Below are 25,324 nucleotides of genomic sequence, written 5' to 3' on the forward strand. Positions count from 1 at the left end.
AGCCGCCGGCGAGCGATTCAGGTACCTCATCACCCATAGTTGGGAGCTGGTTGCGGTGCAACTGGCCTGGCTGAGAATCCGCCTGACAGTCGACCAGGCCACACCAGCGAAGCGGCCATCGATCGCTTGCTCTTGTCTTTTTCAATTCGTTCGGGACCCCGACGGCCGTATCATAATTCTCGTTCGGCGTGAGATAGTCCTCGTTCACGACAAATCCGAATAGCGGTCGCCGGTGTGCTCACCGTTCCGCTTGGCGGTCTCGAGTTGGGCGATCGTCCCTGACAAGTAGACCATAGTTGTGAGACAATCAGAAGCTGTTTCTCACAAGTCCAATGATCACCTTCTATGCCATATCGAATCACTTAAACACTCATTGCACTCCTTTTGGTCATAGTCCTCTCATTCAGTGGCTGTCTAACGCTCAGTCCATCAGTTACAGCGGATACGGATGCATCACCGGTGTTCAACACATTCTCGACCGATGAGCCCTGGGGTGGTCAACACGTCCGCACTGACGCAACCCCTGAAGCCAGCAACATAACGACAATAACGGTTATTGATTAGTCAGGACAGCTCTATAGCACAGTAAGTGTTGACGCAGGCCAGACCACAGTTTCCGTCTGTGTGCCCACGAACCAGAATCCGACTCTAGTTGCCAGCAACAGTGTTGACTCAACCACCATAGATACGATGACCGCCACTGCAACCGGCGAACAGATCATCTAAACCGGTTTCACTATATGGACCGAGCAGAGGAGAACAGAGACGAAGAGGGGATGGGGGTTTTTGATAGCAGTACCAGTAAATTCGTGTATGAGCCATCCCCCATACGATGAATCTAACATATACTGGGAATACGAAACGCTCAGACCTCCCCGCGGCGACACCAAAAAAGAAGCTGAGGATCCGAAAGACGAAATAAACGAGCTTGCCGCCGCTGGATGGCGACTCGTCGAAACAATCGACTACACGAGTGGCGGGACCAAGTATCTCGTCTTCGAACGTCCCGTTCGAAATAACGATGACTGTGTAGAGGATGCGCACTCGACATGAACTCCGAAATCGATGAGTCGAACATCGACAAAGACGTCGACGTTAGTACGGCCAATACGATGCACGAACGGGCTGGTGAAAGTCGTATCAAACTCTGGGTTCTGCTCAGCGCAAACCGCCTCGTTCTTACTGGTGTCTTAACCTTCGCGATGTTTCTCGTATTTGTAGTCGCTGTCACGCTTATTCCTCCACCAATTGTTCCACAACTTAGGTCCGGAGATACGATTGAAACGCTATTTTCGACAATGATCACCGTGATTGTCACGGGCACGACACTTGTTGTGACAATTGGTCAGCTAGTCATTGCTGAAGAGAATGGCCCACTTGGCGAACAACACGGCCGAATGGAAGATTCAATGGATTTCCGTGACTACACCCAGGAATTAATTGGAGCACCAAGTCCTGCTGATCCATCGGCGTTTCTTCGGAACCTCATTGATGTCTCGCAGGATCGTGCGGAGGCAGTTCGTGATGAACTCAGTGATATCGAAAGTGATCAACTTCGGTGGGAGATAGAACAGTTTACTGATAGCCTCATCGGTAATTCAGAAGTAGTACGTGATCGACTGGAAGGAGCTCAATTCGGAACGTTCGACGTCATGTATGCGGCATTGGATTATAATTACGGGTGGAAGATCTTTCAAGTCGAGCGCTTGCTCCACGATCATGAGGAAGATCTCGGCCAACCCGAGAACGATCTCCTGAATGAGTTGAAAGTGGCTCTCTCGATGTTTGGTCCAGCTCGGGAACACGTCAAAACGCTCTACTTCGAGTGGGCACTGGTAACGCTCTCACAGCTCATTTTGTATGCCGCGATTCCAGCACTCGCAGTTGCAGGTGTCATGGTTACTGTTGTCGATGTAACAACCCTAACGGGAAGCACGATTGGTGTTGAAAACATCACATGGGTAATCGGGGCTGCTTTTGCAGTAACGCTAGTACCCTTTTTCTTATTTACAGCCTACGTATCCCGGGTCGTTACGATCGCCAAACGGACGCTTGCTATTGAGCCGCTGATCCTCCGGGAATCACAACGGTAGGCAGGTAGACAACTACTCATCAGTCAACTCTAATGAGATTTGTGCGACGGTGATATCTTTATAATCGTCTTCAGGGGAGAGCACGGTCATGCTCCATGTTTCGGCCGTTGCTGCATGGAAGGCATCAAAATAACCTGCCACCAGTCGGCCGATACGAAGCCGTCTCCGAGGCAAAGGTCCGGGGCGTTCGGGCACCGAGAACTCATCGATCACCGAGCGCGTCGTCCGAGGTGGTGTCGCCGAGTACTATTCCTCTTGGTAAATCCTTCGAAATATGATAATTATCATACTGAATGGTGGGTTCGTATCTTACACAAACTGCAACGATCCTTGTACGAGGAACTCATTGCCTCCTACTCAAGAGAGCATATACTCCTAACTATGTAGAACCCATATATTTAAGATAATGAATAAAGCGCAACATCTACACGAAATCCTCACCGAAGGCAGCGAGATCAACATCGTCTGTCACAACAATCCAGATCCGGATTCCCTTGCGAGCGCGCTCGCGTTGGGGCAGATTGCAACTGACGCCGACATCGACGAGCAGCGTATCCTCTATAGCGGCGATGTTTCCCATCAGCAGAACCGGGCGTTTATCAATCTGTTCGATATGGACCTCCAACTGTTCGAACCTGCGACCGTTCAGAATCGACCTGCAGACTCGTTGCTCGCGTTCGTCGATCATGCAGTTCCAGGCGTAAACAATCAGGTCCCCGAGGGGACTCCCGTTGATGTTGTGATCGATCACCACCCTGCCGATGAAATTGACGCCCGGTTCGTTGACCATCGTGAGGATATTGGGGCAGCTTCGACTATTCTCACGGAGTACATTCGCGCCCTCAACATCGGTCTTGACGCTGCGCTTGCGACGGCACTTCTGTTTGGTATCCGGCGTGAGACTCTTGACTTTCTCCGCGGAGTGACCCGAGAGGAATACGACGCGGCGGGATATCTTCACGACCACGCGGATCAGGACCTGCTCCGACAGCTATCGGCACCGTCGGCTACTGGGAGAACCCTCGACGCAGTCGCGACTGCTATCGGCAACCGAATAAGAAAGCGCGCGGTACTCATCTCTCACGTCGGCTGGACGACCGAACAGGATGCGCTCTCGCAGGCCGCCGATTATCTCGTGGCGCTGGAAGGCGTCGAAACGGTCGTCGTCTTCGGAATCGTCGACAAAGCCATTCACCTCAGTGCACGATCTCCAGATCCACGAGTCCACGCTGGTGATATCCTTGAAGAAGCATTCGGAGACGATGGGAGCGTCGGGGGCCAGTATGATGTAGCAGCCGGTGAAATCCCGCTCGGCATCTTTGCCGATTTTACGACTGATGACGTACAGTTGCTCAGTGTCGTTGAACGGGCTATTACCGCTCGCCTTCTCACAGTACTCAATCTTGCCGACGATTTGGAGGAATGAACGCAGCCATCTGTACTTCATGGAGACGCTCAACTCGAGTGAGCTCTGCTAACATGATCATTAAGATTGATCGGAAGCGTCTGTGCTGCCGAGTACGTCGGGGAGTCTTTCTCCATGAAGGCTTCTCTCTCTCTGCGTAGTCGCCATTTATCAGGATCGGCTGCACTGATGCCGCTGTGTGTTCTGTTCGATTGAGTTTCTGCTTTGGAAACTCGGTAACTCAGAAACAAGGCAAGACCTGGTTTTCCTCCAAAATAAATCGAACACATCCGCGATGCCTGCCCCTCTGAATCGTTCGTGACCTACCTCCAAGATCGGAATGAGACACTCATCGTTCTCCTTGCAAACACTGGGCTCCGCGTCAGTGAACTCGTCGCGCTCAACTGGGAATATCTCGACCTGAATGCCGACCCCGGCGAGCTCTACTTGCCGAGTAAGATCCAGAAAGGCCATCCTATCTCGATCTCGCTGATGAAACCCGCCGACAGCTTCGCCGGTATCGGAACCGCGTCTTGGAACAAGAGTAAAGCGTTATTCCCATCACGCCAGTCTGACCGTATGACCGACCGATCTATTCGCAATACCGTTACACGAGTTGCAAAAGAGGCTGGTGTTTGTTCCTATTGGATCGAAGGAGGACGCGACAAGTCACACGAGATGTCGCCCCATACATTCCGTTATTCAATCGTGTTTCAGATGATCCGACGCGAAAACAAGCGTCTCGAAGATGTGATGCTGCGACTTCGGCACGCGAATTTACAGACGACTGACGAGGTCTATGGACACTTCCGCCCACGCTAGGGGTACTGAGCATCCCAGGCGACGTTCCTACTCTCGATAATCGAAATCCGAAAATAACTCCCATGGCCGTCGGCGGTGGTAGCGGCCCAATCAGAGTGTCTCGTCGTCGTCCTGCGTGGATGATTCGGCCACAACACCGCCATCAGTCACGACTACGCCATCGTTAGCCGGTGGGCACTCAACCATCGAATCACCAAACCTACAGCAATGCTCATGAGCGGCGACCATCACTGCTCCCGAAACGCCCTAGACACACCGAGACGGGCACGGTAGTAAATAGACATAACCCGCTTGCGGTAGCCCGGCCAATGTTTTTGCTGACTCATAGGATACCGGTAGAACAATCGAATGTGTCATTACTGCTTACTGTGTGACTGGACCGCAAATACAAATGAGATGAATACAAACGGATCGGGGCATGCAGCCATCAACCACCACGTTGCTACGGGCCACCCTATTGTCTCTGAGCGATTCCCCTCGGAGTCACTCGAGAACGACTATCGAGTTCAACATGTCCTGAAATAGAATCCTAGATCATCCAACTACCAGAGGACTAGACACGGCGATTGGATTGCGATATATGGTGTTCATGTCTCAGGCAAGGGCAACCTGGCCTCGGGGTCTCTACTACTGAGACCCGTTGATACCAGCCTCAACCAGCAGGGTTGTGAACCACCAGTTATCGAACGCGATCCCAATCTATACGGGTGCATTTGCCGTCGATTCCGATATGAGTCCAACTGTTCTCGAACTGCAGAACGCGATCCGTACAGCCGTCGGTCGCTTTGAGCGTGAGGTGAGTGCGTCGTTCACTAAAGAGAAACTTATTGCCATCGCGAATGGGGTGGGATATACTGTCGACGAGGGGTCACGCCCATCAACGACGACGATGCGAGCAGGCATCCGGTGGGAGACTGGACTGAGTGAGTCGAAAGAGGCCGCCAGCGGTGGGTCGTTTATCAAAGATGAATTGCAAGCGATCGCCGACGAACTCGGCGTACAGATGGAATGACGACGTTCTTTACTCACTGATTTACACGAGTTGTCTGGCGGTACGCTTTCCGTTCCTCGTGAAAGCAATCTCCGACAACGATTGCGTCAGTACCCGAATCGAGAACGGTATTCACTTTCTGCGTCGAATCAGTCCCGTCACCATGCAGCAAGTGGGTTTCATAAAAACTGTCGTGGCCGCGTCTACAGCAGCTGTACCTCCGAATTGGCCCGAGTCCCAACATAGAAGAGCGGAAAATCATAGAATTCTTCGGTGACAAGAACAGCTCCTTGGACCTCCTCTATTGAGTGAGGAGGTCCTTGATATCAACAGATGATAAGTTCATAGGTAGCTGAGCTTTAAAAATTCCTCTATTATATTAAATTAGATCTGGTCACTAAGTATTTTGCCAGCCAACTCCTTTAGAAGTGTTTGATAGGTGTTTTACTCCTCTGCGCCGGCAGCTGCAAAGCCTGCGAGGGCCTCGCTCATCATTTCGATTTGTTCAGATTCGGACACGCTGTGCCGATCCACAAGGTTCCACTCAGGATCGTTATAGGTGATCTGTACTTGGCCGTCTTCATCACACCAAACGAGGAGCTTCTGAGGAAGATCGATTCCGGCCGTTTGGTTTTCTTGCATAATTGGTGTACCGACTTCCGGTGTTCCAAAAAGGATCAGTGTCGTCTCGCGGAGCTCCTCGTCAACCGACGCAGCGTTTGCAGCGTGATTGAATGTCGTGATCAGCTCCGGCGGCCCCTCTTCAATCGCGGCTTCGATCCGTTCGACGGTTCCCTCTACTGTTTCGCCTCCCTCGACTGTGATGAGTCCGTCCTCAGAGTTGGAGGCAGCGGCTGTTCCACTGAGTCCTGCAATGCTGCCAACACCGGCAGCGCTCAACCCTGCAAGCTTTAGAACGGTTCGTCGGTCATCATCAGGTTCTCGTGTCATAATTCAGTCTGATAGAGTCAATCTAAGCACAAAATACTGGCGCAACAAATCATCGTGTAGATACCATCCCGTCCGTACGTGATTATCTCACACAATCCAATTAACAGTTATTGTGTTGACAATGAGCACACCGATATCTATGTCATCGATCCAACTTTTGGAGACCTCCACAATTATTCCTCCTAGCAGAAACGCAAACAATGGATGATCCTAATAGATACTTTCGGGTCGTTGCCTTGCAAGTGATACCCATGGGTCTTTATCTGTGTTGAGAGCAGTACCGATGTGAGTCGAATTGACAGTAGTATCGCCATTAGGCGAAGAGTGATTGAAGAAGCCCAGAACGATCAGATCACGTTTCTGGCGGCGAGCATCGCCTACTACGCATTTACGCCAATTATTCCACTTTTACTCTTTCTGTTTCTCATCGGTTCGATCGTCGGCGGCCAAGAGCTGGCGAACCAGACCATCGACCAGGCAGGTGAATACCTCGCTCCGGCTGGACAGGACGCGATCGAGGACGCGATCACGGGTGAGGAAGGACGAGGTGGTGCAACGATCGCAGGGTTCTTGGTCCTGTCTGTGGAGCGCACTGAAGCTGTTTCGCGGACTCGACACTGCGTTCTCGATCGTCTACGATGCCGGCCTTGAGAAATCGATCATTGGCCAGATCATCAATACAGTGATCGTCTTCGGTGCAGCCATTATTGCTGCAATGGGGATGATCGTCCTCGGGACAATGATTGTAGTCTTACCGGACGTTCCGTTTGTATTCTTCACCCCGCTGTTTCTGATAGCGGGCCTCACGCTCGTGTTCTTGCCGATGTACTACTTCTTGCTTGATACTGAGACGATTTCTGTTAGGCAAGCACTCCCTGGATCGTTTCTCGCGGCGGCTGGCTGGACAATCCTTCACACGCTGTTCGGACTCGAACGCTGGTCAGTACGATGCCTACGGTGTCGTCGGTGCAATCCTGCTGTTACTTACCTGGCTGTATGTTGGCGGCATCATCATTATTTTCGGCGCGCTCTTCAACTACGTCCTCATGGATCGTGAGGATGAGTTGCCTGATGACGCCGAAGCCGCAGACCGCTCACCTCTGGCATCCTCATACAACTAATATAGAAGACCAGATTCATCCTTTATCTTTCTCAATAGTACTGCCCTGTCACGACCCCGCTCGATTACCGGACGACGTCCTACTATTAGTTCAGATACAATTATAAATAGCACATTGATATAGCCCTAGAACAGGACACGAAAACCTCTCCGAATCGAGGAGGTCGAACGTGATACCGGTCGTCGATCGATCGCCAGCGAGTGTTACAACTTCACATTACTTAGCTCATGGGGAAACCTACCCCGCCCTGAAGGGGCAGGTCCCATCTAATGGGCCAACAACCACGCTTCTGGACCGACGAGCTCGGAAGCTCGCCAACTCGTGCTACCGAGACTCATAGTATAGGCTTTGTGGTTAATTCGGCGATTGTGAACGCTTCTGGGGGTTCAGCAACGATCTCCAAGCAACTATTGACATGACTCAGCCTACTCCAAGAGATAACCGAATGAACCGCTTGAACCGCCACAGGGTTGTACTGGCTGAGGCGAACAGTCCTTTATTCGTGTCCTTTCTTGGAAATCGGGACCGGAATCTATCTGCTCTCATTCACTCTATCTTGACTCGCCTTGTACAACGTCAGCACTTGATGAAGACAATATGTTGCACAAGGAAGAAATGAACGCGTACTACGCATTTTCGACACTGATCTCCCCACCACACTGCCCACACAAATACTTCTCGGAGAGCTTCACAACCTTCGACCGGCGATATCGGGAATCACAACTTTCACACTCCTCGTAGATAACCCAGTAGTTCGGCTCAGCGTACTGCTCACGATGACGATCTGTCTCCAGCGGTTCAACCCATTGGTGAAACGTCGGTCCGTGGTCGGCCTTATCGTACTCGTGATACTGCCAGACGTGGATCAGATCGTGGCGAACGATTCGGGAAAACTGCTGCCAACCGTACGCCTCGTAAGCATCCCACGAGAGACGGATCGTGATCTGCTCACTCTGATGGTCATTGTTTCGCCTCTTTTCGACTGAATCAGCTGTTTTGTGGAGCAGTATCGTAACCGTGCTGGCAAATGTATTTGAGGAGTACTGAGAGACGGCTACATATGGTTGATATTGTCCTGCTTCGATTGGCAGTACGGTCCGGATGGCCACAACGGGTCATGGAGCTTCTTATCCGGGTATTCGCCCTCGAACAGTTCATCATGCAAGAGGGTGGTGGGATCGGAGACGCGTTTCGGAACTGGATGAACGCTCAATTCACGCCGGTCTTGGTCGACGAAGGAATCTACACCATGAACGATCTGTAGCCAGGAAGCTACGATTCCGATCGACCTCGACTAAGAGCTTGAAACAGTTGACGTCGTTGACGATGCCGAACATGGAACGGCTGTAGGTAACGCCTTTTTCATAGGTGGTGCGCAAGATACGCGCTCTGTATTCAGCACCACTTCTGAAACCTGTCACAGTCTGAGGATTCCAACAGGGCCACTACTTCCTCTCAGTCGTCTTCAGGACTCATCGGTGCACTTTCCGTCCCCGCGTCGGAGCGACTCGCACTACCAGTGAACTACCTCGGCCTCGGTGTCTCTACCACCGAGAACAATTCTGCGGCAACCCAGCCTGCTGAGACACCACTCGAACAGATCTGCACGCGCTCGGGCATAGTTGCTGATCGTGAACTCACGACCACCCAGGAACATGCGCGATTCATCGCATAACGTTATGGGATGATCAGTTAGATAGTGCCTTCTGCAATATCGACTCTTTCCCGACAGGATATGGTTGCACAAGGTTCCCACTTCCAGCGACCTGAGAATCTATTGATTCCGAATCACCAAACTCATCGAAGAGTGTCTAATCCCAGAGACTCCCTTCGCAGGGCCATAATGTCGTCTCTTTCTCAAATTTGACTGAGTGATCTATCCATTTCTTGCATGATAATTATAACTTGTAACCCATGAATCGAAAAGCTCACAACCAGAATCACCTCCTCTCAACTAATGGCCGATCGACTGCAGAGTATCGATTCGATGCGACTACTCGCAATGGTCTTCATCGTCTCGATCCATACAGACCCATTTAGAGGGCTAGGAGTATACGGCAATACTCTCAACTTTCTAATAGACAGTACAGCACGGTTTGCAGTTCCGTTTTTCTTCGTGACCTCCGGGTATTTTTTCGCGCTTAAAACAGTCCACCGTGATCCAACGAAATATTTCATCAAGCGAGCGATCATTATCACGTCACTGTACATCTTTGGACTCTTACTTGCGTTTCCCGTGTTTATCACTGGTACTGTCATCCGTTCAGGGACCGATACCGAAGCGATAGTCCAGAGTAGCCTTCTCAGAATCGGCGAGTTCATCGCACCAGTTGAGCTGCTCTACTATGGCACTTCTATCTCCGTGATTCTCTGGTTTCTCCCCGCATTACTGTTCTCACTCGGGCTTATCTACCTCGCTATCCTCTCGAAGACAACGAAGTACCTTCTACCCATCTCGATAGGCCTTCATATCATCGGCTTACTGGGAGCGAGTTATACGATGTTTGTCGATATTCCCCTTGAGACTCGGGATGCGCTCTTCTTTGGATTCTTTTATACTAGTCTCGGTTACTGGATTGCCGCATCCGATTGGCAGCCAGATTCTGCGCATAGTACGCTCTATCTCGGTGCGACGATCTTATTCAGTATTCTTCATATCGGAGAACGATACATGCTTGGCTATGTCCTTACCGGTGAGACGCTTGCCCAGGGAGTCTATACGGCGAGTTATACGATCAGTACTGCGTTTCTTACTCTTTCGTTGTTTCTATTCTTGCTCTCACGACCACATTTTGGTCGATCGACTCCAGTGCCAGCATGGGGAAAATACGCTGTCGGCATCTATGTCGTCCATCCTGCGGTGTTGTACATCGTAGAACGTACAGACGGTCCAATACGTCACATTGGCATTGAGGCGACCGACACCCTCCTCTGGCATTTGTTGTTAACGCCGGCGACTTTCTTCGGGGCTCTCTTGGTCTACTTTATTGCCCACAAAATAGGACTTATCGAAATGGGAGGGGATCATCTACCACGTCTCAGTCGAATACGGAGTCAATTATTCTAAGCAGGAGGATGCCCCAGATCAAACGTAGGTACTGTATATTATCTCTCATTACCTGCCTAACACGCGATTGGTTATCGGAATATGACACGTAGCCCCGGTAATGCCTATAAAATAGGTCGAATATCCCTGCAAGGGCGCCGGCTATTTCAGTGATTGTTCTACCAGATCTCGTGGTATCCATAATCAGCTTCGTATTCTCACTGGGTCTAGCGTTTTTCGTCGCCATGACCGTTGGAGCAAGCAGCGTTTCAGTATCGATGGCACCCACGATCAGCGCGAATTCCGTCAGTGTCCTTCGCAGAGCATTCCTCACTGCGATTCACGAGAACGATGATTTCTTCAACCCCGACATTCAGACTGTGTTCATCCTCGGCCACTATGGAGAAGACGAAAAACCACACCTCAAAGCAGTCCAGGAACCTCTGAACGAACCGGGGACACATCCTCGCCTAATGGAGGATGTCTTCGATTTTACCGAGAACTGGATAGCGAGGTTCAAACTGCTACTCTCGTACGCGGACACCATCGTCGGTGTCTACGAACAGCGAATTTGCAGACAAGTCTGGCTATCTGGCGCTGGTTGGTATTACGATGATAAGGTAATGGATATATCCGTGCGACTTTGATTTTCTATGCAGGAGTGATCCGTGTCGAGAGGTGTTATGATCACGCGCACCAGCTTGTAATTCATCTTGATACTGATCGGCCTCACACCTCCGGCATCGGTCATTCCAATCACTATATACTCTCGATGTTGACGTTGGTGGACGCGTACTGCTAGTCTTGAGTAGGCGGCTTCAGTGCCTCCACACGCCCCCAAAGTGGCTCCATTGACGCCTTCTTCATCCTATCGAACAGACAGCGTTATACTGATACAATTGGAGAACAATTGTATGGGCGATCAAACCACTATTACGCTCGATCGCGCCGACAAAGAGCGTCTTAACGAAGAACGAGGCGCTGTTCCGTGGGGCGTATATCTGATTGGGTTGCTCGAAGATAAGGAGGAAGAACCGGTCCGATTAGATCCCGCACAGGCCGAAGAACTCTCCCGAATGACCGCAGAACGGACAGTTGATCTCTTCGAGGAGCGACGATACTGACTTCTCACCTCTCATGGCGATACAACAGAGTTATACCTGCGAATTATAGTAGGCCTGCCAATGGCACATGGATCAACGAAACAACACTCATCTCTCTCACTCGACACGGTATTCGAACTCTTAGCCAACAAGCGACGACGGTTTGCGCTGTATTCGCTGCTTGGCTCCTCCGATGCTCCCATCGAATTCGAGACGCTAATTGAGGATGTCGCAACTCTCGAAGCCGCCATACTCCGAGAGCCACTCACTCGAGAACTCTACCAGAACGTTGCAGCGGACCTCTATCAGTGGCATCTCCCGGTCCTCAGTGACGTTGGAATCGTTGATTGTGATCCTCGGCACGAACTCATACGCTGTCTTGATCAGCCCCTACTCGCTCAGTGGGCCGCTCGTGTACGGCATGATGAACTTACCCAAGCTGAGGAGTGATAGTTCCTGATTGCGATCGCGGCAATGTCACCGCTTGCCAACCCCATTCAGCAAATTGCAACGAGGCCGCAGGTCAGTCACTCTATGAGGGCAAGAGTAGATTTGGTAGACCCAAGGATAGTACCCTGTCAGCGATGTCTTCATTCCAGCATTGTTGTGTTGGGCTCGTTCTTGGGAAGAGTTCAGTTGTCCCTCCATTCGTGCGAGTTGGTCTCAATATGTCACGCAAGTCCTTTATTCACTCCTGAGTTAATATCTGGTGATGACACCCGCATTCCTCGGCCTCAACAAGATCGAGCACCACCAGAAAATCAACGACGACGGTGAGAGCGAACCGACTCGGTTCTTCTAAGTAGTACTGAACGTTTCACATCTCGTCACCTCTCTTAGAATTCAATCGTCTGACCTCTCAGACGGCTCCAAGGCCCTAGTGACAACCACTGTATCCAACTAGAGGCGACTTTGCGGTACCATAGCTAGTAAACAGGGACGCCAACGACAAGACGTGACAGAGTAGTCTATCTCACTTGTCTAAGTCTGAATCACACGGCGCCTATTTGAGATACCCCGATAGCTATTTTTGTGTGAGTGTATAACATAGTCCGCGGTTGGCTTAGTCCTCCGACCGGTTGAGAGAGCTGACCTCCCCACATGGGAGGTTTCGTACCAAACGAAGAGTAGAAACTCCACAGTATATATCAATAGGTTTTAATAGATATGCGTCATCATCTAGCATGGGTACGAACCGTTCAGACATGACGGCTCCGTACCCCGTATCCGTGGTGGGCTGGATTCCATACCAGCCCTCTCACCAACATTCGCAGCTCAGCCGATTCCGCTTCATCGAGATGCTAATCTATGGTTGGCCGAACAAGTCCGTGGTTTTTTCGCGGAGAGTGTCGATGGCTCACACGGGCACGGGATCTGATGTGGCCCATTGCAATCCTGCTGCCTGTCGGGGCTGGGATCGCCCTGCCCCGGAGAGAATCGTCACGTTCCGACTACACTACGGAGCGATGGATCTCCTGAGGGCGAGACGATATCTACTGTTAGTGATCCGGCTCACCAACAGGCGCTTCGAGGCGATCGACCTGTACCACGAGAATCCTGTTCGTCGTATCGATACCGTCGAGAGTTCCTTCGACCACGAGCTTTGAGAGTGGCGTTGGACCAACCGTAATCGAATCACCGTTCTCGTAGTCCTGGACCGATCCCTGAACGTGAATCTCCGCGCGACACTGCTCGGGATGCTGAACGCTCGAGAGATCGATTTCGCGGATATTAGCATCTTCGACGGCCTCACCATTGTGAGTCAGTGAAACCGCGGCCGGCTCGTCCAATTGGTCCATGTCTAATACTTCAAACGCCGTTACTGTCGGCTTGTACCCGCCTTTTGGACCCGGAACTCCCTCGACCAACTGCAGGGCTTTTAGACTCTGCATCTGATTGCGAATCGTCCCTGGATTGCGGTCGACTTCTCCGGCTATTTTGTCGCCTTTCACCGCATTCTCTCTATTACGGTGAAGGTCAACGAGTGCAGTGAGGATGCTCTTCTGACTCCCTGTAAGCTCGATTGAGGACATACCTCCATTAGAAGGTAGCTTCTTTAATAAACTGTGGAAGCACAGTATGTGCCAACATACGTATAGGCCTTGTAGAGGTTCCACAGCACAATCGAATAGCTAGATCCGCTCCATTTAGTAGTGGAGCGACCTACAGATAATTGATGGCTACGGATCGATCATCTCCTCCATCCCTTAGTGATCAACTGGCGACTCTCCAGTCTGAGAATCCACGACGATATGCCCTCCTCAAACGCCATTTCAGCAAGCTCGAAGAGCTTCTCGAAAACACTGATCGCAACTACGCCTCGGCAAAACAACTCCACTCGAACTGGGATGATCCACCATTCCAACCCCAGATTACTGGCCAGCTTCTCAGCACAGCCGCGACACTTGATATCCTTCAAGTACACACCCATCGGAGCAATCGCAATCGATACGATCTCACTGCGTACAATCAGACGCGGATGGAACGTCTTGCCTCTCTTCTCGAAGCAAATCGCAACTAATGGGTGCAACACGTAACCCTGTCAGCGGGCCTCAGACTCGACGCTCACCAACTCACCACAATATTGATCCTCCCATTCGCGGCGCGCTCGAAGCTCGCGACGGCCCCGTTCGGTAAGCTCATACTTGTTCGTCCGCTGATCGAGCTTGCCCTTCTTCACTAATCCCTTATCCACGAGTGTATCGAGATTCGGATACAAACGCCCGTGGTGAATCTCGGTCCCGTAGTACTCCTCGAGAACATCCTTTAGCGCGAGGCCATGTGGCTCATCGAGTCCAGCAATAACATAGAGAAGATCGCGTTGAAAGCCTGTCAAGTCATCCATATTGCCTAATAGAGAGAGGTGGCCGTTAAGATTCTGCATTATCTCACCAAATATACATAAAATAAAACCGATAGCTATCATCCTTGTGCAACAGATCCGCTAAGTAGAGTCTGTTGCACAAGGAAGGAAGTGACTCATTCTGCACAGCTGAAGTCAATTAGCTGGCCGGAGGAATCGCCAACAAAAGGGATCAAGCAGTACTAGTTTGAACTCATGGTAGTATATACTCGCATAGAGCAGTCTCTCACTCTATAGATTGGCGCCACTCTTGTGTCAATTTCTGTGCTATCAACAGTTAATGTAGCCAGAACGCTGTTTCGTCGCCTTTCGATACATACCTCGTGCAACACCGACGGCTCTCGAAAGGCGACCGTTGCACAAGGCTTGGCTTCGACGGCGACGAGGACCGGAGCCGGGGGCCGGGTCACTCTCTCGAGCGACGAGGAGCGTGCTCGTGTACGGAGAGTGGTCGATGCCGCCCTACTAAGTGGTCCTACCTGGATACACCGGACGCTCAGAACGCGCGTGAGCGCCTCAAAATCAAAGTTTGAAAATCGGACCGTCGTCGTCCTGCTCGTCAGGGCTGTCGCCGTCCTCGCTCTCGTCGATCCACCACACTTTGCCCGAGCCGACCGACAGGGAGCGGAGCTCACTCTGCTCGACAAGCGTCCCTAGGTGATCACGCGTCGTCTGATTGCCGATCGGGAGCCGCTTGACGACGTCCGGCGTGCGAACGATCGGCGCGTCCGACTCCGCGAGCACCTCTCGGACCGCGTCGAGGACATCCTCGCGCGTCGCAAGCGGCGGCCGTCCGCCCTTCTTGCCGCGCTCCGCGTGGCTCATGGGCTCGTCGTCGTTGTCCTGCTCGCCAGCGGGCGCGTTGTCTGAATCGCTGTCGACCATCTTCTATCTACTACTCCGTACGATCCGGTCTCTCATAGGGTTATTTGTTCTATACCCACTATCCTATTAGAACCGATAAAATAGCTTTGTAGCGATAGAGATATTAACTACATATGAGAAAGGACGTCTCCCTTCGAAGCGCTTTGGTTCGCGGAAAAGCGCCTGGTGTTCCAGTACCGGACGCGGGCTTTCTCGGAAACCAGTGAAAGCCAATGTGCGCTACAACCCCCCACGGTAAAACGACGACGGATCACGAACCGACCGACCTCGACGCTCGCGACGTCCGAGCGCTTACCGACTGCATGACCGTGCTCGGAGATCAGGGCCGCGTGCGCGGCGTTCCTGGCCTCTACGAGGTCGTGAGCGCAAGCGGCTCGACGTACCTCGTCGACGTCGATCAGGGCGTGTGCGAGTGTCCCGATCACGAGCACCGCGGCGCTCACTGCAAGCACCTCCGGCGCGTCGAGGTCGCAACCGGCGCCCGAACGATCCCCGCGTGGATCGCGGACGACGAGCTCGACGACGACCTCGGTGCGTTCGTTCGCAGCGGTCCTCGATTCGAGCCCGGCCACGTCGTCGCGGAACCCGACGCGAGCACCGCCGGTCACGCGGTCGCGACGGACGGCGGTGTCGTCGTCGAGGACGTCGGGAGCAACGAACCTGAGCCGGCGTCGGAGCCCGAGATCACGCGCCACGTCGAGCCGCCGGAGCAGGGGGGCGCGACGTATTACCGCTGCGAGTGCGGTCGCGAGGCCATGCGTGAGCAGGACCTCCGAAGCGACGCCCACCGCGAGGAGTGCTCGGCTCGGGGTGGCCTCTAATGGCTGCTGAGTCGCTCGACGAGCACGCTCGACAGCGGCGACGACAGCGGGCCGTGGCGACGCTCCGCGAGCGCGTCCTGCCGCTGCTCGCCGTGCTCGCCGTCGGCGTCCTGATCGGCGTGCTCGTCGCGAGTGGCGCCACGACCTCGATCGCGATCACGGTCCCAGGAGCATAGCGACAGCAGTAGCTAACCACATTAGATTTATGACAACTACAACCGAGATGAGAACCGATAGCACAGACATGGGAACAGACGAGCAGCGCCAGAGCTACGTCCTCGCGAACCTCGATCGCGAGGAGTATTTCGACCCGCGATATCTCGGCGGCGGCCGCGAGTTCGACGAGCTGCTCGGGAGCACCGTCCCGAGCGCCGTCGTCTACCTGCTCCACGAGAGCGACGCGACCGAAACCGACGACGATGTGCGCGCCGCCCACCCGAATCTCGGCCGGTGGGCTGACGACCGCGTGATCGTGATCGGCGATCTCGACAGCTCCGACCTCCACGCCGAGGTCCGGTCACACCACACCTGGACCGAGATCTCCTCGGAGATCCGCGACGAACTCAACGAGTACCTCGGGAGTGCGGACGTCGACCCCGACTCCGACACCGGGGCCGAAGTGGCCGCCACTGTCGACGGCGAGCAGGAACGGGTGACGCTCCCTGTCGAGCAGACGCTCGCCGCCATGCGGGAGATGCCGCCGCTCGCTTTCGAGGAGCTCGTCGCGCCGTCAGCCAGCGGCGGCTGTGGGCCGCGTCTCGCCGCCGACGCTCACCTCGAGGCGTGGCAGGGCGCGGACAGCGGCGCGTCGCCTGTCGCCTGCTGCGTGTCGTGTGCTGCGCCCCACGTCGTGGCGTGTGTCGCGACGTGCGCCGTGTACCTGCCTACGCTCACGCCTGGGGCGTGTGCGCCGCGTGACGCGCCGCGACGTGACGCGACGTGCACGCCTGCCTGCGCGCTACGTGACGTGACGTGATGTGTGCGCGCCCACGCTCGCCCGCCTGCGCTCGCCTGCCTACTCGCGTCGCACATCGCGTCACGTGTACGGGTGGTGCCGCTGTCGATAATCCCCCACTCTCCCAGGAACGGGGGTTAATTGCATATACTGGTTGCTGATTCGATCGGGATGGATCTCGAATTTTTGAGGGCTCGGATTTCAGGAGCAACGGGAGTCGCCGCTCACGACTCGTCACGGACAGCGAGCTCGGCACAGTCCGAGCAGAGACGGGCCTACTTGCCGGGGAAGCACGCGGGGTCTTTGGCTCGCCACCCACGATCGTCGGCGACGTGCACCCCACAGATGGGAGTGGGGTGGTCCCCGTCCCCGTCTCCGTCCCCGTTTGGCTCCACCGCCGGGAGGTGACAGCGTTTGGAGCCAGCGGATGGCGAACGGAGCCACTCGTCGTAGCGATCGTAGACGGCCTCCCGCTGGTCCTCGGTGAGTGTCGGGCGGTGTGCTGAGGGGCGCTCGCGCATGTTGGGGTGCTGGTCGGAGCTCGCCCGTTGATCGGTGCCGGACATGGATCGAGCAACGGAAGCCACTGCCAAAAGCGATTACCATCACCTTGTGCAACAGTCGCCTTTCATGGACGGCCGATATTGCACAAGGCAAGAAAAGAGAGGCCGAGCGCTTACCGATCGAGCATCCTGATCCGGCCGTGGACGTGCCCCGAGCCCTGCCGACAGATCACCGCTTCGCCGGGCTCGAAGGCCCGAAACTCCCCCTCGGCGTAGGTGTGCTCCTCCTCGCGTCTCGTCTCGCGGCTCGCCTCGACCATGCCACCGCCGAGCGGTGCCTGCTTGTGCTCGACGACTCCCGGACACCGGAACCATGGCCGTTCCCCGCCGAAATTACATTCGGTGTATTCGAGTCGAACTGGATAGTCGTACTCGCGCTGTTCATCCGCCTGGTGATCGGTGACGGTAAACTGCAACCGAAGGAACTGGCCGCGAGCACGTTCACCCCCCGCGTCCCCCGTCACTTCCCATCTAATATCCCCGCTTTCCTCGCCGTCGCGGAACCACCGATAGGACCCGCGAGATCCCGGCGTAAGCGTGTACGTGAACTCATTGACATCGATTGCCTTTGATTCCTCAATCGTCGGCGTCGTTGCGTAGTCGTCGCGCCCCGATCCAAGCCCACCCATTAGAACAGGTTTTCCAGTGGGTCGTCGGAACCGGGACCGTATTTCGACGGCTCCCCGCCGATCTCTCGTTGGGCCGTGCCGGTCGTCGCTGCTTTCGCTTTCGAGAGTCCCGCCCGATCAAGGATCGCTTCGGCGGCTCGCAGTTGAATCCGTTCGTCCTCTGCATCCAGTAGCTCGCGGATCGTTGTGGCCGCCTCGGGAACCGCCGCTTGGAGTTCGGTGCGGGCGTCGTCGATTGGGGGTGTTGGGGCGTCCTCGTTGTCGGTGTCGGCGCTTGCCATACAGAGAAATCGGCGCGCTTTTCCATAAATCATTAGGGAAACTGGTGTGTTTTCATGTCCCACACCCTCCGTAGAGATGGCTTGTATCGGCGACAGAAGGGCATCTCACGACGTGCATGGGGTTGTTCTCCATATAGGTGATTGTTTGCTTCGAGAAGTACTGTTCAGGAGTGTTCGGCTCTTTCTGGTGGTCCCATCAACCCAAAGTGATCTTGTTATCTGTATCGATAGACCACGGTATCCCATCAAATCCCACATTGTGGTTTTATGGTGGATGTAGAACTTTCGTTTAACTATGAGTGAAATTGTAACAGTTAAAATTGATGAACGAGGTCGTCTTGTTGTATCTAAAGCAACTCGCGAAGCGCTTAATATCTATGGAGAGTCAGCAATCGTCCGTCTCGAAATCGAAGTTCGGGAACGAAACCAAGATGAGGATAATTGAATAGAACTACTCTACGACCGAGGACTATTTAATCAGATTTGACCGAAATTAGATCGTGGTGGTGAAACGCAATCAGGAGTTTTTCAGCAGTTTCCATGTGTGAACTACCCTACCCTCAACGACCGCCGAAGGCGCGAGTAGGGTAGTTCACTGCTTGCTATCGATGATATGTGTCAATTTTTAGGAACAGGATTCAAATCATGGTTCGACAAGGATTTTGACTTGATCACTTTCAGAATCGAGTAGGGGATCGAACCCTGATTGAATAATCTCGTCGAGATCGATCTGATCCGTCACCAGCGGACCGGGATCGAATCGCCCATCCGCGAGCATCTGAATCGTCGGCCGGAATTCGCGGGCCGACCGCGGGCCGCCTTCATAGCCGAGCGTGCCAGTAAGTGATCGCTCGCCCAGCACGATATCGTTGAGCTGCATGTCAACCCCCTCCTCGAAAATACTCACAATCGTTACCCCTCCCTGATGTTTGGTGCTTTGGATAGCTTGTGCGACCGTCGTTGCTATCCCCGCTGCCTCGAATGCAACATCAACGCCGCCGTTCGTCGCTGCGGACGTCGTCTCGACTGGATCTCTCTCCATCGGATCGATCGTCATCGTTGCCCCACTTTCGGCCGCCCGGTCCCGACGTGCATCACGCGGTTCGGAGGCGATGATGTCCGTCGCCCCCGCTGCTCGTGCTGCTTGAATCACGCCGAGGCCGATTGGGCCACTACCGAACACCGCCACCGAATCACCCGCCTGAATCCCTGATCCGCGGACTGCGTGGAGGGCGACCGTTAACGGTTCGACTAATGCGCCGTGTTCTACCGACACGTCCTCCGGCAGCGGAATCGCTTGCACCGCATTGACGACGACTGATTCGGCAAACCCTCCGCCGCCACCGGAAAGGCCGATGAATCCGCCCGATTCGCATAGGTGGTACTTGCCTGCCGTACAGTACCGACAGTCTCCACACCACACAACCGGATTGACGGCGACGGGCTGTCCCTCCGTCATCTCAGCCTTGTCACCAACTTCACTAATGGTGCCAGCGAACTCGTGGCCCATCGTTACCGGGGCGACATCGCCAGTAACTGGATGTGGGTCGTCGCTCGGGATGAAAATCGGTCCAGCGGCGTATTCGTGGAGATCGGAGCCACAGATTCCACCGGCGCTGATATCAACACGGACCTCGTTTGGGCCGACATCGCCAGGAGTGATGTCTTCGACTCGAATGTCTTGTTGCCCATGATAGGTTGCTGCGCGCATATTGTGTGAGATTCACCTGCACTCGTATAGTCTTTTGGCATCATTGGAACGTGTCAATTTTTATAAAAATAAAAATTCCAGTTTTCTATGGATAGTTTTATGAGAATTGCTGTGAAATGACTATACTATATCAAACCATGACAAAAATACGAAGTATATTAGGAATTATCCTCATCCTGGAATGGTCAGTATTGCTGGCTGTGGCGCGACCGGCGGTGGAAGCGGCAACCCAGTTGATAATCCAGACGACACCTCGAATAGTGCGACGAATACATCGACAGTGAATACGACAGCAGCACAGAACAGTTCACAGAACTCACAGAGTACCAATGGAGAATCCACGACCGCGGGCACCACTGATACGTCAGCATCAACTCCCTCGTCGAGCCGGGCGAGGTACTCCGGGTGCGGCACCTGATAGGCGTCCCGGTAGTCGAGCTCGCCCGCGACGGTACGTCTGAAACCGTTATGATGTAGTTCATTTTCCCGGAAGAGTAGCAAGACTCGCCTTCAACCCCACAAGGGTACGTCTGAAACTGAGGAGTGTCCGACGCCTGGGGGTGATGAAGTGTCCTTCAACCCCCCAAGGGTACGTCTGAAACCTTCGGACTGACATCCCGCTGAACATCGGACTCCCCTCCCTTCAACCCCCCAAGGGTACGTCTGAAACTATTTCTCTACTACGGGTATGGTTAGATAATAATACACATAAGCATTTCCCTTCTAGAAATCACCTCTTGATAGAACATATTCTTCTTTAGCCAAATCTCAACCAGTCTTTTTCTCTAATCGGAGTGATTCTCTTCCAGGAATTCGTCCCACCTCGATCGTGAGTATTTCATCTCGCACACGGGGTGGGTGAGTGAGATGAGAATCGTGTAGATCGTAACCATTGCACTAATTGAATAGATGACTATTCGAACTATTCATACTATTTGAACTCTGTATGCTCTATCTATAAGTGGCTCCTTCTACAAAGCCTGAATACTATGGCTAGCAAGAATAGCCAAAATAGCGTGAATAGCCCAAATAGCCCATATCAATCAGCGGACGTAGATAGTGCGCCGCGTGCTGTTTCAGTTAGCATGCTAAAGGGGGGTGTTGGGAAATCAACTATCGCAGTCAATGTTACTCGTCAATTGGCTGTACACGGTCATAATACTCTTCTCATCGACCTTGATCCGAACGGACATGCGTCGGTCGGGCTTGGATTCAGCGATCAGTACCACGACACAAGCAAGGATATTGGTGATGTGTTCTTCGATGATGCGGACCCATCCTCCGTGATCTATGATACTGACTATGAATTCGATCTTCTCCCCTCTAATGAGGAACTTGAGCAGATCGAAAGAGAAATCGTCATTGGAGATGTGTTCCAGCCGTCTGCACTCTTGAAGCGGGAAGTGGTCACACCGTTGCTGGAGGACGAGTATGACTATATCGTCACTGACTCTCCAGCATATCGATCTCGACTTACTGATAATGCACTTGTAGCGACAACGAACCTTCTCCTCCCTCTTGCGCCAGGCAATGAAGCGATATCCGGGCTTGAACGCACGATCGAGCGCCAAATTGCGCCACTACGCAAACATCTTGATGTTGATGTACTTGCCCTTGTTCCGAATATGCTGAGTGGCCGGATCGATCAACAGACCCAGGACAGACAGCTCCTTGAGCGATTGAACTCCCACGACAACCTGCAAGATCGTATCCCGAATTTCGCTCGAATTACTGACTGGGAGGCTATTGATTCAGGTGAGCAAAAGCCCGTTCCAGGGATTCGAGGTCGAACGAGCATTACGAAAGCATACGGTGAGAACAAACCGCTCTTGGATTACGATCCGGAGTGTGACCAGCTTGCCTGCTTCAAAGAGCTTGCTCATATCGTCGAAACGGGGAGAGTGATTCGCCATGACTGATAGCGATCCGTTTGCCGATCTTGGAGACACGCTGGAAGATTCCGATGAAGAATCTGTATCAGCTGAATCATCTACTGCTGAGTCTCAATCATCCACATCGGATTCTAATCAAACAAATGACTCACTGACGGATACTGCTTTCTCGTACGAAGCTGCTCAACAGCGTCCGTTCTATGCACGAGCTTCAACGATTGATGACTTCGATTCCTGGCTCAATTACGAGCTGGAGAGAGAACTCAATGATCGTGGCTATCAGAACATTGTTGTCCGTGAGATGACGGACGCACTTCTTCGCACTGTCGTTGAAGAGGATCTCGTTGAGGATGTCGCCCAGCGATTTGAGTCTGCACGAAACAACGCTACTAATACAGGTTCTGAACAGTTTGAATAGTGTAAATAGCCCAAATAGATTGAATAGATTAAATAGCTCAACTATATTGGAAGCCAGTAAGTTGTCTTTAGGAGCCGGTGGCCAAGTCTGACAGTAGGATCCTTCCACAGGAATGAAGAATATCAATATACTTGCAAGATAATTTGCGACGAAGTTGGGCGACTGAACCAGAGAGATCTGGTGACAGACGGCAGACTCCTGCTATCGGTCCTGATATCTATAGCCGTAACCCTCTATAGTACCAAGCTGTATTACTCAACGTAATGAATGAGGGGGAGCAACCAGCAGTTCGCTATCGGTTTAGTGATCCTGTTGGTGTACTTGCAGCATTTGATAGAGCGGGGATCGAACATTTGGAAGTGTCTGCAGAACGGACGATCGTCATCTACAGGCGCACGATTTTCGATTTCGAGGTTGATGATGGCCAGTTAGAAGACGCTCAAACGATTACAGTGGAGGTGTTCGATATCTCACCTGACCTGGATGCCACGACCGACTCAGTCCCGCTTATCGAGACCCTGGTTGAGGAGCTTGCAACCACCGCGAGCGTCGACTGGGAACGCCGATGACCACACAACCTCCCTTCCACCGTAGCCGCTAGATTTCTGCGATCCGCTGGTAATCATCGTCGAGGGCGCTTGCGTCCTCAGGTAGCAGTGCAACGACGATATAGGAGGCGTACTCCTCGAGATACTCGACTAGCTGTGCAATGCGCTCGGAGTCGATAGCTTCCAGTGAATCCAGCAGGATGAACGGCATCTCTTCGTGAACGTCGTGGACGAGATAGCCCGCCAGTGCAAGTACTAATCCGGTTACTTCGCGCTCGCTCTCACTGAGGTGCTCGACCGAATCCTCGTAGGTCGTCCCGTCGTCTGTCTGGCGTGTCACGTGCAGCTCGAAGCTCGCATCATCAGTTCCTTCTGGATGACGGTATTCGAGCCAAATTCGCGCGAGATTCCCGTAATCGAGCAGCTCGACGACCGTCTCCATGTGCTCGTTGAACGCCTCGATCGCCTCGCGTTCAACCCGTTCGATGCGCGTTCGAAGCTCCTCAAGCTCTTCGTTGATCTCCTCACGGCGAGCCTTGAGCTGCCCGCGCTCCTCGAGTCGGGATTCGAGCTCCTCGATATCATCCTCGAGCGCATCGCGCTGACGTTCGAGTCGGTCCCGCTTGAGTTCGAGCTGGGTGACCTCTTTTTGCGCCGCCAGAAGCTCCTCATCGTCCTCGTCGGCTTCGACGGTCGACTCTAAGTTCTCGATCTCTTCGAGAAGTTCCTCTCGTTGTGCTTCGAGCTCAGTGATCCGATCAGTCCGATCGTCGAGTTCCGATTTGGTTGTTTCAAGCGCCTGTTCGAGTTCGGTCCGTTCGTCCCTCGTTGCGGCGTGGTCTTTGCGCTGAGCTTTGAGCTCCTCGAGTTCTCGGTTGAATTCGTTGCGTCGTTCGACTTTCTCTTGGCGAAGGTCTTGGAGACGCGAGACCGTCGATTCGATCTGATCGGTGTCGACTTCCGAGCCACACGTCCAGCAGGTGACCTCATTCGACTGGTCTGCGACCAACTGATCAGTTACTGAGCCACCATCTGCTTCCGTTTGAGCCGCCTCTTCGTCGCCGAGAAGATCAGTGACCCCATCGTCGGTAATCTGCTCGTTGAACTGAATGACCGTCTGGAGTTGGGAGATGATCTCATCGAGTTCGCGTTTCCGACCCCGAATCTGTTCGATCTCGCTGGCTATATCATCGAGTTCATCCTCATCGATCGTCGGGAGCTCCTTAAGCTCCGCTTCGATGTCGGCGTGCTCGTCTTCAAGCGAAGAGACGCTCTCTCGTTCGGTCTCCAGGTCGTAGGTAACGTCCTCAAGCTGGGACTGTGTCTCTTGGAGCTCGTCGAGTTGATCCGAACCCGTACTTTCGGAGTCGGATTGCTGGGCTGTTTGGAGTGTTTCACGCGCGCCTTCGAGGTCGGCTTCGGCGTCCTCCAGCTGCTTTGTGACGCGTGCGTGCTCTTCTTCTAGCGAACCGTGTTCGCGCTCGGCTTCGGACAGTTCCGAGAGTTGGTCGTCGATGCTGCGCTTTTCGGCCTGGAACTGGCTGATTCGGGCCTCGATCGCATCGACATCGACCGGCCGGAGAATGAGTTCTCGGAGATCGTCATTACGGATGACGGCGCGTCGGGCCGGGTTGGATTCGAGCAAGAACGCAAATAGATCGGCCAGTTGTGAATCATCAAGATATGGGTCACCGGCGAACGCGACGCCACCGTTCGTACGCGTCAATTCGCGAGTATAGGTCTCCTCATCAAGCGTAATCGAAACCGAGCCGTGGTCGGCATCACCCTTGAGAGATGCCCGGTCGCTCCCAAGAGCAGCCATCAGTGACCGAAGGAACGACGTTCGATTGGTCGCGTTTCGTCCCGCAAGGATCGTCACACCGGGAGTGAATTCGACTGAGGCAGCGTCGATCCCACCGATATTCTCGACCTCGACGTCAGCGGTCATATTGTGAAGCGAAGGCATCGTATAGTCCTTCTTTTGGGTAGTCTTCAATAAGCGTTCAGATGCCCGTTTTCTAGCGAATTCAACTGAACACCGTTTTGCTACGGAGAATTCCCTATTGATCGTGCTCCACAGCTACTGAAGACCTTTATTTAGAACCATTCCTAGTGCGACCCCTACTGGCAAGAGACTATGCACGTACACCGCTTTGCTCGCACCCGCTTGCTGGAATTTCGGATCTTCATTTCGAAACCCCTTCTAAAAACAGCGCCTATTCTATA

30 protein-coding genes are annotated in these 25,324 nt (G+C 53.4%); 19 read left to right on the plus strand and 11 right to left on the minus strand.

All coding sequences use genetic code 11. The features are described from left to right. Window positions 1-813 precede the first annotated feature (813 nt). Together WOA58_RS16745 and WOA58_RS16750 are read left to right on the plus strand one after the other, a co-directional pair. On the plus strand, window positions 814-1,053 hold the full coding sequence (locus WOA58_RS16745; protein ID WP_340605434.1) for a DUF4177 domain-containing protein: 240 nt from the start codon (window positions 814-816) through the stop codon (window positions 1,051-1,053). Next, entirely contained in the window at window positions 1,050-2,093 is a 1,044-nt protein-coding gene (locus WOA58_RS16750; RefSeq protein WP_340605435.1) for a hypothetical protein, read from the plus strand. Before WOA58_RS16745 ends, WOA58_RS16750 begins: the two co-directional genes overlap by 4 nt. Before the next feature lie 12 nt (window positions 2,094-2,105). Here the strand turns inward: WOA58_RS16750 and WOA58_RS16755 are convergent, their stop codons facing one another. After that, window positions 2,106-2,306 carry a hypothetical protein gene (locus tag WOA58_RS16755; protein ID WP_340605436.1) on the minus strand — a complete coding sequence of 67 codons (201 nt, stop codon included), beginning with the start codon at window positions 2,304-2,306 and terminating at the stop codon, window positions 2,106-2,108. Between the two features lie 193 nt (window positions 2,307-2,499). Between WOA58_RS16755 and WOA58_RS16760 the strand changes: the two genes are divergently transcribed. The 3 genes from WOA58_RS16760 to WOA58_RS16770 all read left to right on the plus strand — a co-directional run bounded on the left by WOA58_RS16760 (window position 2,500) and on the right by WOA58_RS16770 (window position 5,332). Beyond that, entirely contained in the window at window positions 2,500-3,519 is a 1,020-nt protein-coding gene (locus tag WOA58_RS16760) for a DHH family phosphoesterase (protein WP_340605437.1), read from the plus strand. A gap of 297 nt (window positions 3,520-3,816) precedes the next feature. Further along, entirely contained in the window at window positions 3,817-4,320 is a 504-nt protein-coding gene (locus WOA58_RS16765) for a tyrosine-type recombinase/integrase (RefSeq protein WP_340605438.1), read from the plus strand. A 730-nt stretch (window positions 4,321-5,050) separates the two neighbouring features. Then, window positions 5,051-5,332, plus strand: coding sequence for a hypothetical protein (locus WOA58_RS16770; RefSeq protein ID WP_340605439.1), 282 nt, complete (start codon window positions 5,051-5,053; stop codon window positions 5,330-5,332). Window positions 5,333-5,755: 423 nt separating this feature from the next. On the opposite strand, the gene WOA58_RS16775 is transcribed toward WOA58_RS16770, so the two are convergent. After that, window positions 5,756-6,262 carry a DUF302 domain-containing protein gene (locus tag WOA58_RS16775; protein WP_340605440.1) on the minus strand — a complete coding sequence of 169 codons (507 nt, stop codon included), beginning with the start codon at window positions 6,260-6,262 and terminating at the stop codon, window positions 5,756-5,758. 285 nt (window positions 6,263-6,547) lie between these two features. Here WOA58_RS16775 and WOA58_RS16780 point away from each other — a divergent pair, with 285 nt between their 5' ends. Next, window positions 6,548-6,913: a YhjD/YihY/BrkB family envelope integrity protein gene (locus tag WOA58_RS16780; protein WP_340605441.1), complete on the plus strand. Its 366-nt coding sequence runs from the start codon at window positions 6,548-6,550 to the stop codon at window positions 6,911-6,913. Next, complete coding sequence (locus WOA58_RS19115) at window positions 6,813-7,319, plus strand: YhjD/YihY/BrkB family envelope integrity protein (RefSeq protein WP_390220973.1); 507 nt, start codon at window positions 6,813-6,815, stop codon at window positions 7,317-7,319. The genes WOA58_RS16780 and WOA58_RS19115 overlap by 101 nt, the downstream gene beginning before the upstream one ends. A gap of 690 nt (window positions 7,320-8,009) precedes the next feature. On the opposite strand, the gene WOA58_RS16795 is transcribed toward WOA58_RS19115, so the two are convergent. Beyond that, entirely contained in the window at window positions 8,010-8,492 is a 483-nt protein-coding gene (locus tag WOA58_RS16795; protein ID WP_340605443.1) for a SprT-like domain-containing protein, read from the minus strand. On the opposite strand from WOA58_RS16795, the gene WOA58_RS16800 reads away from it, so the two are divergent. The 5 genes from WOA58_RS16800 (at window position 8,444) to WOA58_RS16820 (ending at window position 11,982) form a co-directional block, all read left to right on the plus strand. Then, window positions 8,444-8,647, plus strand: a complete 204-nt coding sequence (locus WOA58_RS16800) for a hypothetical protein (protein WP_340605661.1) — start codon at window positions 8,444-8,446, stop codon at window positions 8,645-8,647. The two genes, WOA58_RS16795 and WOA58_RS16800, sit on opposite strands and share 49 nt — an antisense overlap. 693 nt (window positions 8,648-9,340) lie before the next feature. Then, window positions 9,341-10,450 (plus strand): acyltransferase, encoded by a 1,110-nt coding sequence (locus WOA58_RS16805; RefSeq protein WP_340605444.1) that lies wholly within the window; start codon window positions 9,341-9,343, stop codon window positions 10,448-10,450. 170 nt (window positions 10,451-10,620) lie between these two features. Next, window positions 10,621-11,076 carry a hypothetical protein gene (locus WOA58_RS16810; protein WP_340605445.1) on the plus strand — a complete coding sequence of 152 codons (456 nt, stop codon included), beginning with the start codon at window positions 10,621-10,623 and terminating at the stop codon, window positions 11,074-11,076. A 267-nt stretch (window positions 11,077-11,343) separates the two neighbouring features. After that, window positions 11,344-11,553, plus strand: a complete 210-nt coding sequence (locus WOA58_RS16815) for a hypothetical protein (protein ID WP_340605446.1) — start codon at window positions 11,344-11,346, stop codon at window positions 11,551-11,553. 60 nt (window positions 11,554-11,613) lie between these two features. Next, window positions 11,614-11,982 (plus strand): DUF7344 domain-containing protein, encoded by a 369-nt coding sequence (locus tag WOA58_RS16820; RefSeq protein WP_340605447.1) that lies wholly within the window; start codon window positions 11,614-11,616, stop codon window positions 11,980-11,982. A gap of 1,049 nt (window positions 11,983-13,031) precedes the next feature. On the opposite strand, the gene WOA58_RS16825 is transcribed toward WOA58_RS16820, so the two are convergent. The 3 genes from WOA58_RS16825 to WOA58_RS16835 form a co-directional block, all read right to left on the minus strand. After that, window positions 13,032-13,565, minus strand: a complete 534-nt coding sequence (locus tag WOA58_RS16825) for an Rrf2 family transcriptional regulator (protein ID WP_340605448.1) — start codon at window positions 13,563-13,565, stop codon at window positions 13,032-13,034. 509 nt (window positions 13,566-14,074) lie between these two features. Further along, entirely contained in the window at window positions 14,075-14,377 is a 303-nt protein-coding gene (locus WOA58_RS16830) for a helix-turn-helix transcriptional regulator (protein WP_340605654.1), read from the minus strand. Between the two features lie 540 nt (window positions 14,378-14,917). Then, window positions 14,918-15,280 (minus strand): hypothetical protein, encoded by a 363-nt coding sequence (locus tag WOA58_RS16835; protein ID WP_340605449.1) that lies wholly within the window; start codon window positions 15,278-15,280, stop codon window positions 14,918-14,920. Window positions 15,281-15,492: 212 nt separating this feature from the next. On the opposite strand from WOA58_RS16835, the gene WOA58_RS16840 reads away from it, so the two are divergent. The 3 genes from WOA58_RS16840 (at window position 15,493) to WOA58_RS16850 (ending at window position 17,077) form a co-directional block, all read left to right on the plus strand. Further along, window positions 15,493-16,101 (plus strand): hypothetical protein, encoded by a 609-nt coding sequence (locus tag WOA58_RS16840; protein ID WP_340605450.1) that lies wholly within the window; start codon window positions 15,493-15,495, stop codon window positions 16,099-16,101. Further along, window positions 16,101-16,277 (plus strand): hypothetical protein, encoded by a 177-nt coding sequence (locus tag WOA58_RS16845; RefSeq protein ID WP_340605451.1) that lies wholly within the window; start codon window positions 16,101-16,103, stop codon window positions 16,275-16,277. Before WOA58_RS16840 ends, WOA58_RS16845 begins: the two co-directional genes overlap by 1 nt. A gap of 68 nt (window positions 16,278-16,345) precedes the next feature. After that, on the plus strand, window positions 16,346-17,077 hold the full coding sequence (locus WOA58_RS16850) for a hypothetical protein (protein ID WP_340605452.1): 732 nt from the start codon (window positions 16,346-16,348) through the stop codon (window positions 17,075-17,077). 254 nt (window positions 17,078-17,331) lie between these two features. On the opposite strand, the gene WOA58_RS16855 is transcribed toward WOA58_RS16850, so the two are convergent. From WOA58_RS16855 to WOA58_RS16865, 3 genes are all read right to left on the minus strand, one after another. Next, the gene (locus WOA58_RS16855) at window positions 17,332-17,622 is read right to left on the minus strand and encodes a hypothetical protein (protein ID WP_340605453.1); all 291 of its coding nucleotides are present in this window, start codon (window positions 17,620-17,622) and stop codon (window positions 17,332-17,334) included. 110 nt (window positions 17,623-17,732) lie between these two features. After that, window positions 17,733-18,035, minus strand: coding sequence for a hypothetical protein (locus WOA58_RS16860; protein WP_340605454.1), 303 nt, complete (start codon window positions 18,033-18,035; stop codon window positions 17,733-17,735). Between the two features lie 212 nt (window positions 18,036-18,247). After that, entirely contained in the window at window positions 18,248-18,529 is a 282-nt protein-coding gene (locus tag WOA58_RS16865) for a hypothetical protein (RefSeq protein ID WP_340605455.1), read from the minus strand. A gap of 295 nt (window positions 18,530-18,824) precedes the next feature. Between WOA58_RS16865 and WOA58_RS16870 the strand changes: the two genes are divergently transcribed. After that, window positions 18,825-18,974 carry a hypothetical protein gene (locus tag WOA58_RS16870; protein ID WP_340605456.1) on the plus strand — a complete coding sequence of 50 codons (150 nt, stop codon included), beginning with the start codon at window positions 18,825-18,827 and terminating at the stop codon, window positions 18,972-18,974. A 198-nt stretch (window positions 18,975-19,172) separates the two neighbouring features. Here the strand turns inward: WOA58_RS16870 and WOA58_RS16875 are convergent, their stop codons facing one another. Then, complete coding sequence (locus tag WOA58_RS16875; RefSeq protein ID WP_340605457.1) at window positions 19,173-20,240, minus strand: 2,3-butanediol dehydrogenase; 1,068 nt, start codon at window positions 20,238-20,240, stop codon at window positions 19,173-19,175. 989 nt (window positions 20,241-21,229) lie between these two features. Between WOA58_RS16875 and WOA58_RS16880 the strand changes: the two genes are divergently transcribed. The 3 genes from WOA58_RS16880 to WOA58_RS16890 all read left to right on the plus strand — a co-directional run bounded on the left by WOA58_RS16880 (window position 21,230) and on the right by WOA58_RS16890 (window position 23,119). Further along, window positions 21,230-22,159, plus strand: a complete 930-nt coding sequence (locus tag WOA58_RS16880; RefSeq protein WP_340605458.1) for a ParA family protein — start codon at window positions 21,230-21,232, stop codon at window positions 22,157-22,159. Further along, window positions 22,152-22,550 (plus strand): hypothetical protein, encoded by a 399-nt coding sequence (locus WOA58_RS16885; protein WP_340605459.1) that lies wholly within the window; start codon window positions 22,152-22,154, stop codon window positions 22,548-22,550. The genes WOA58_RS16880 and WOA58_RS16885 overlap by 8 nt, the downstream gene beginning before the upstream one ends. Window positions 22,551-22,813: 263 nt before the next feature. Next, window positions 22,814-23,119 (plus strand): hypothetical protein, encoded by a 306-nt coding sequence (locus WOA58_RS16890; RefSeq protein WP_340605460.1) that lies wholly within the window; start codon window positions 22,814-22,816, stop codon window positions 23,117-23,119. A 28-nt stretch (window positions 23,120-23,147) separates the two neighbouring features. Here WOA58_RS16890 and WOA58_RS16895 read toward each other — a convergent pair whose 3' ends face one another. Continuing rightward, window positions 23,148-25,064, minus strand: a complete 1,917-nt coding sequence (locus tag WOA58_RS16895; RefSeq protein ID WP_340605461.1) for an archaea-specific SMC-related protein — start codon at window positions 25,062-25,064, stop codon at window positions 23,148-23,150. Between the last annotated feature and the right edge of the window lie 260 nt (window positions 25,065-25,324).

The sequence above is a fragment of the Halalkalicoccus tibetensis genome (assembly GCF_037996645.1).
GTDB lineage: Archaea > Halobacteriota > Halobacteria > Halobacteriales > Halalkalicoccaceae > Halalkalicoccus > Halalkalicoccus tibetensis.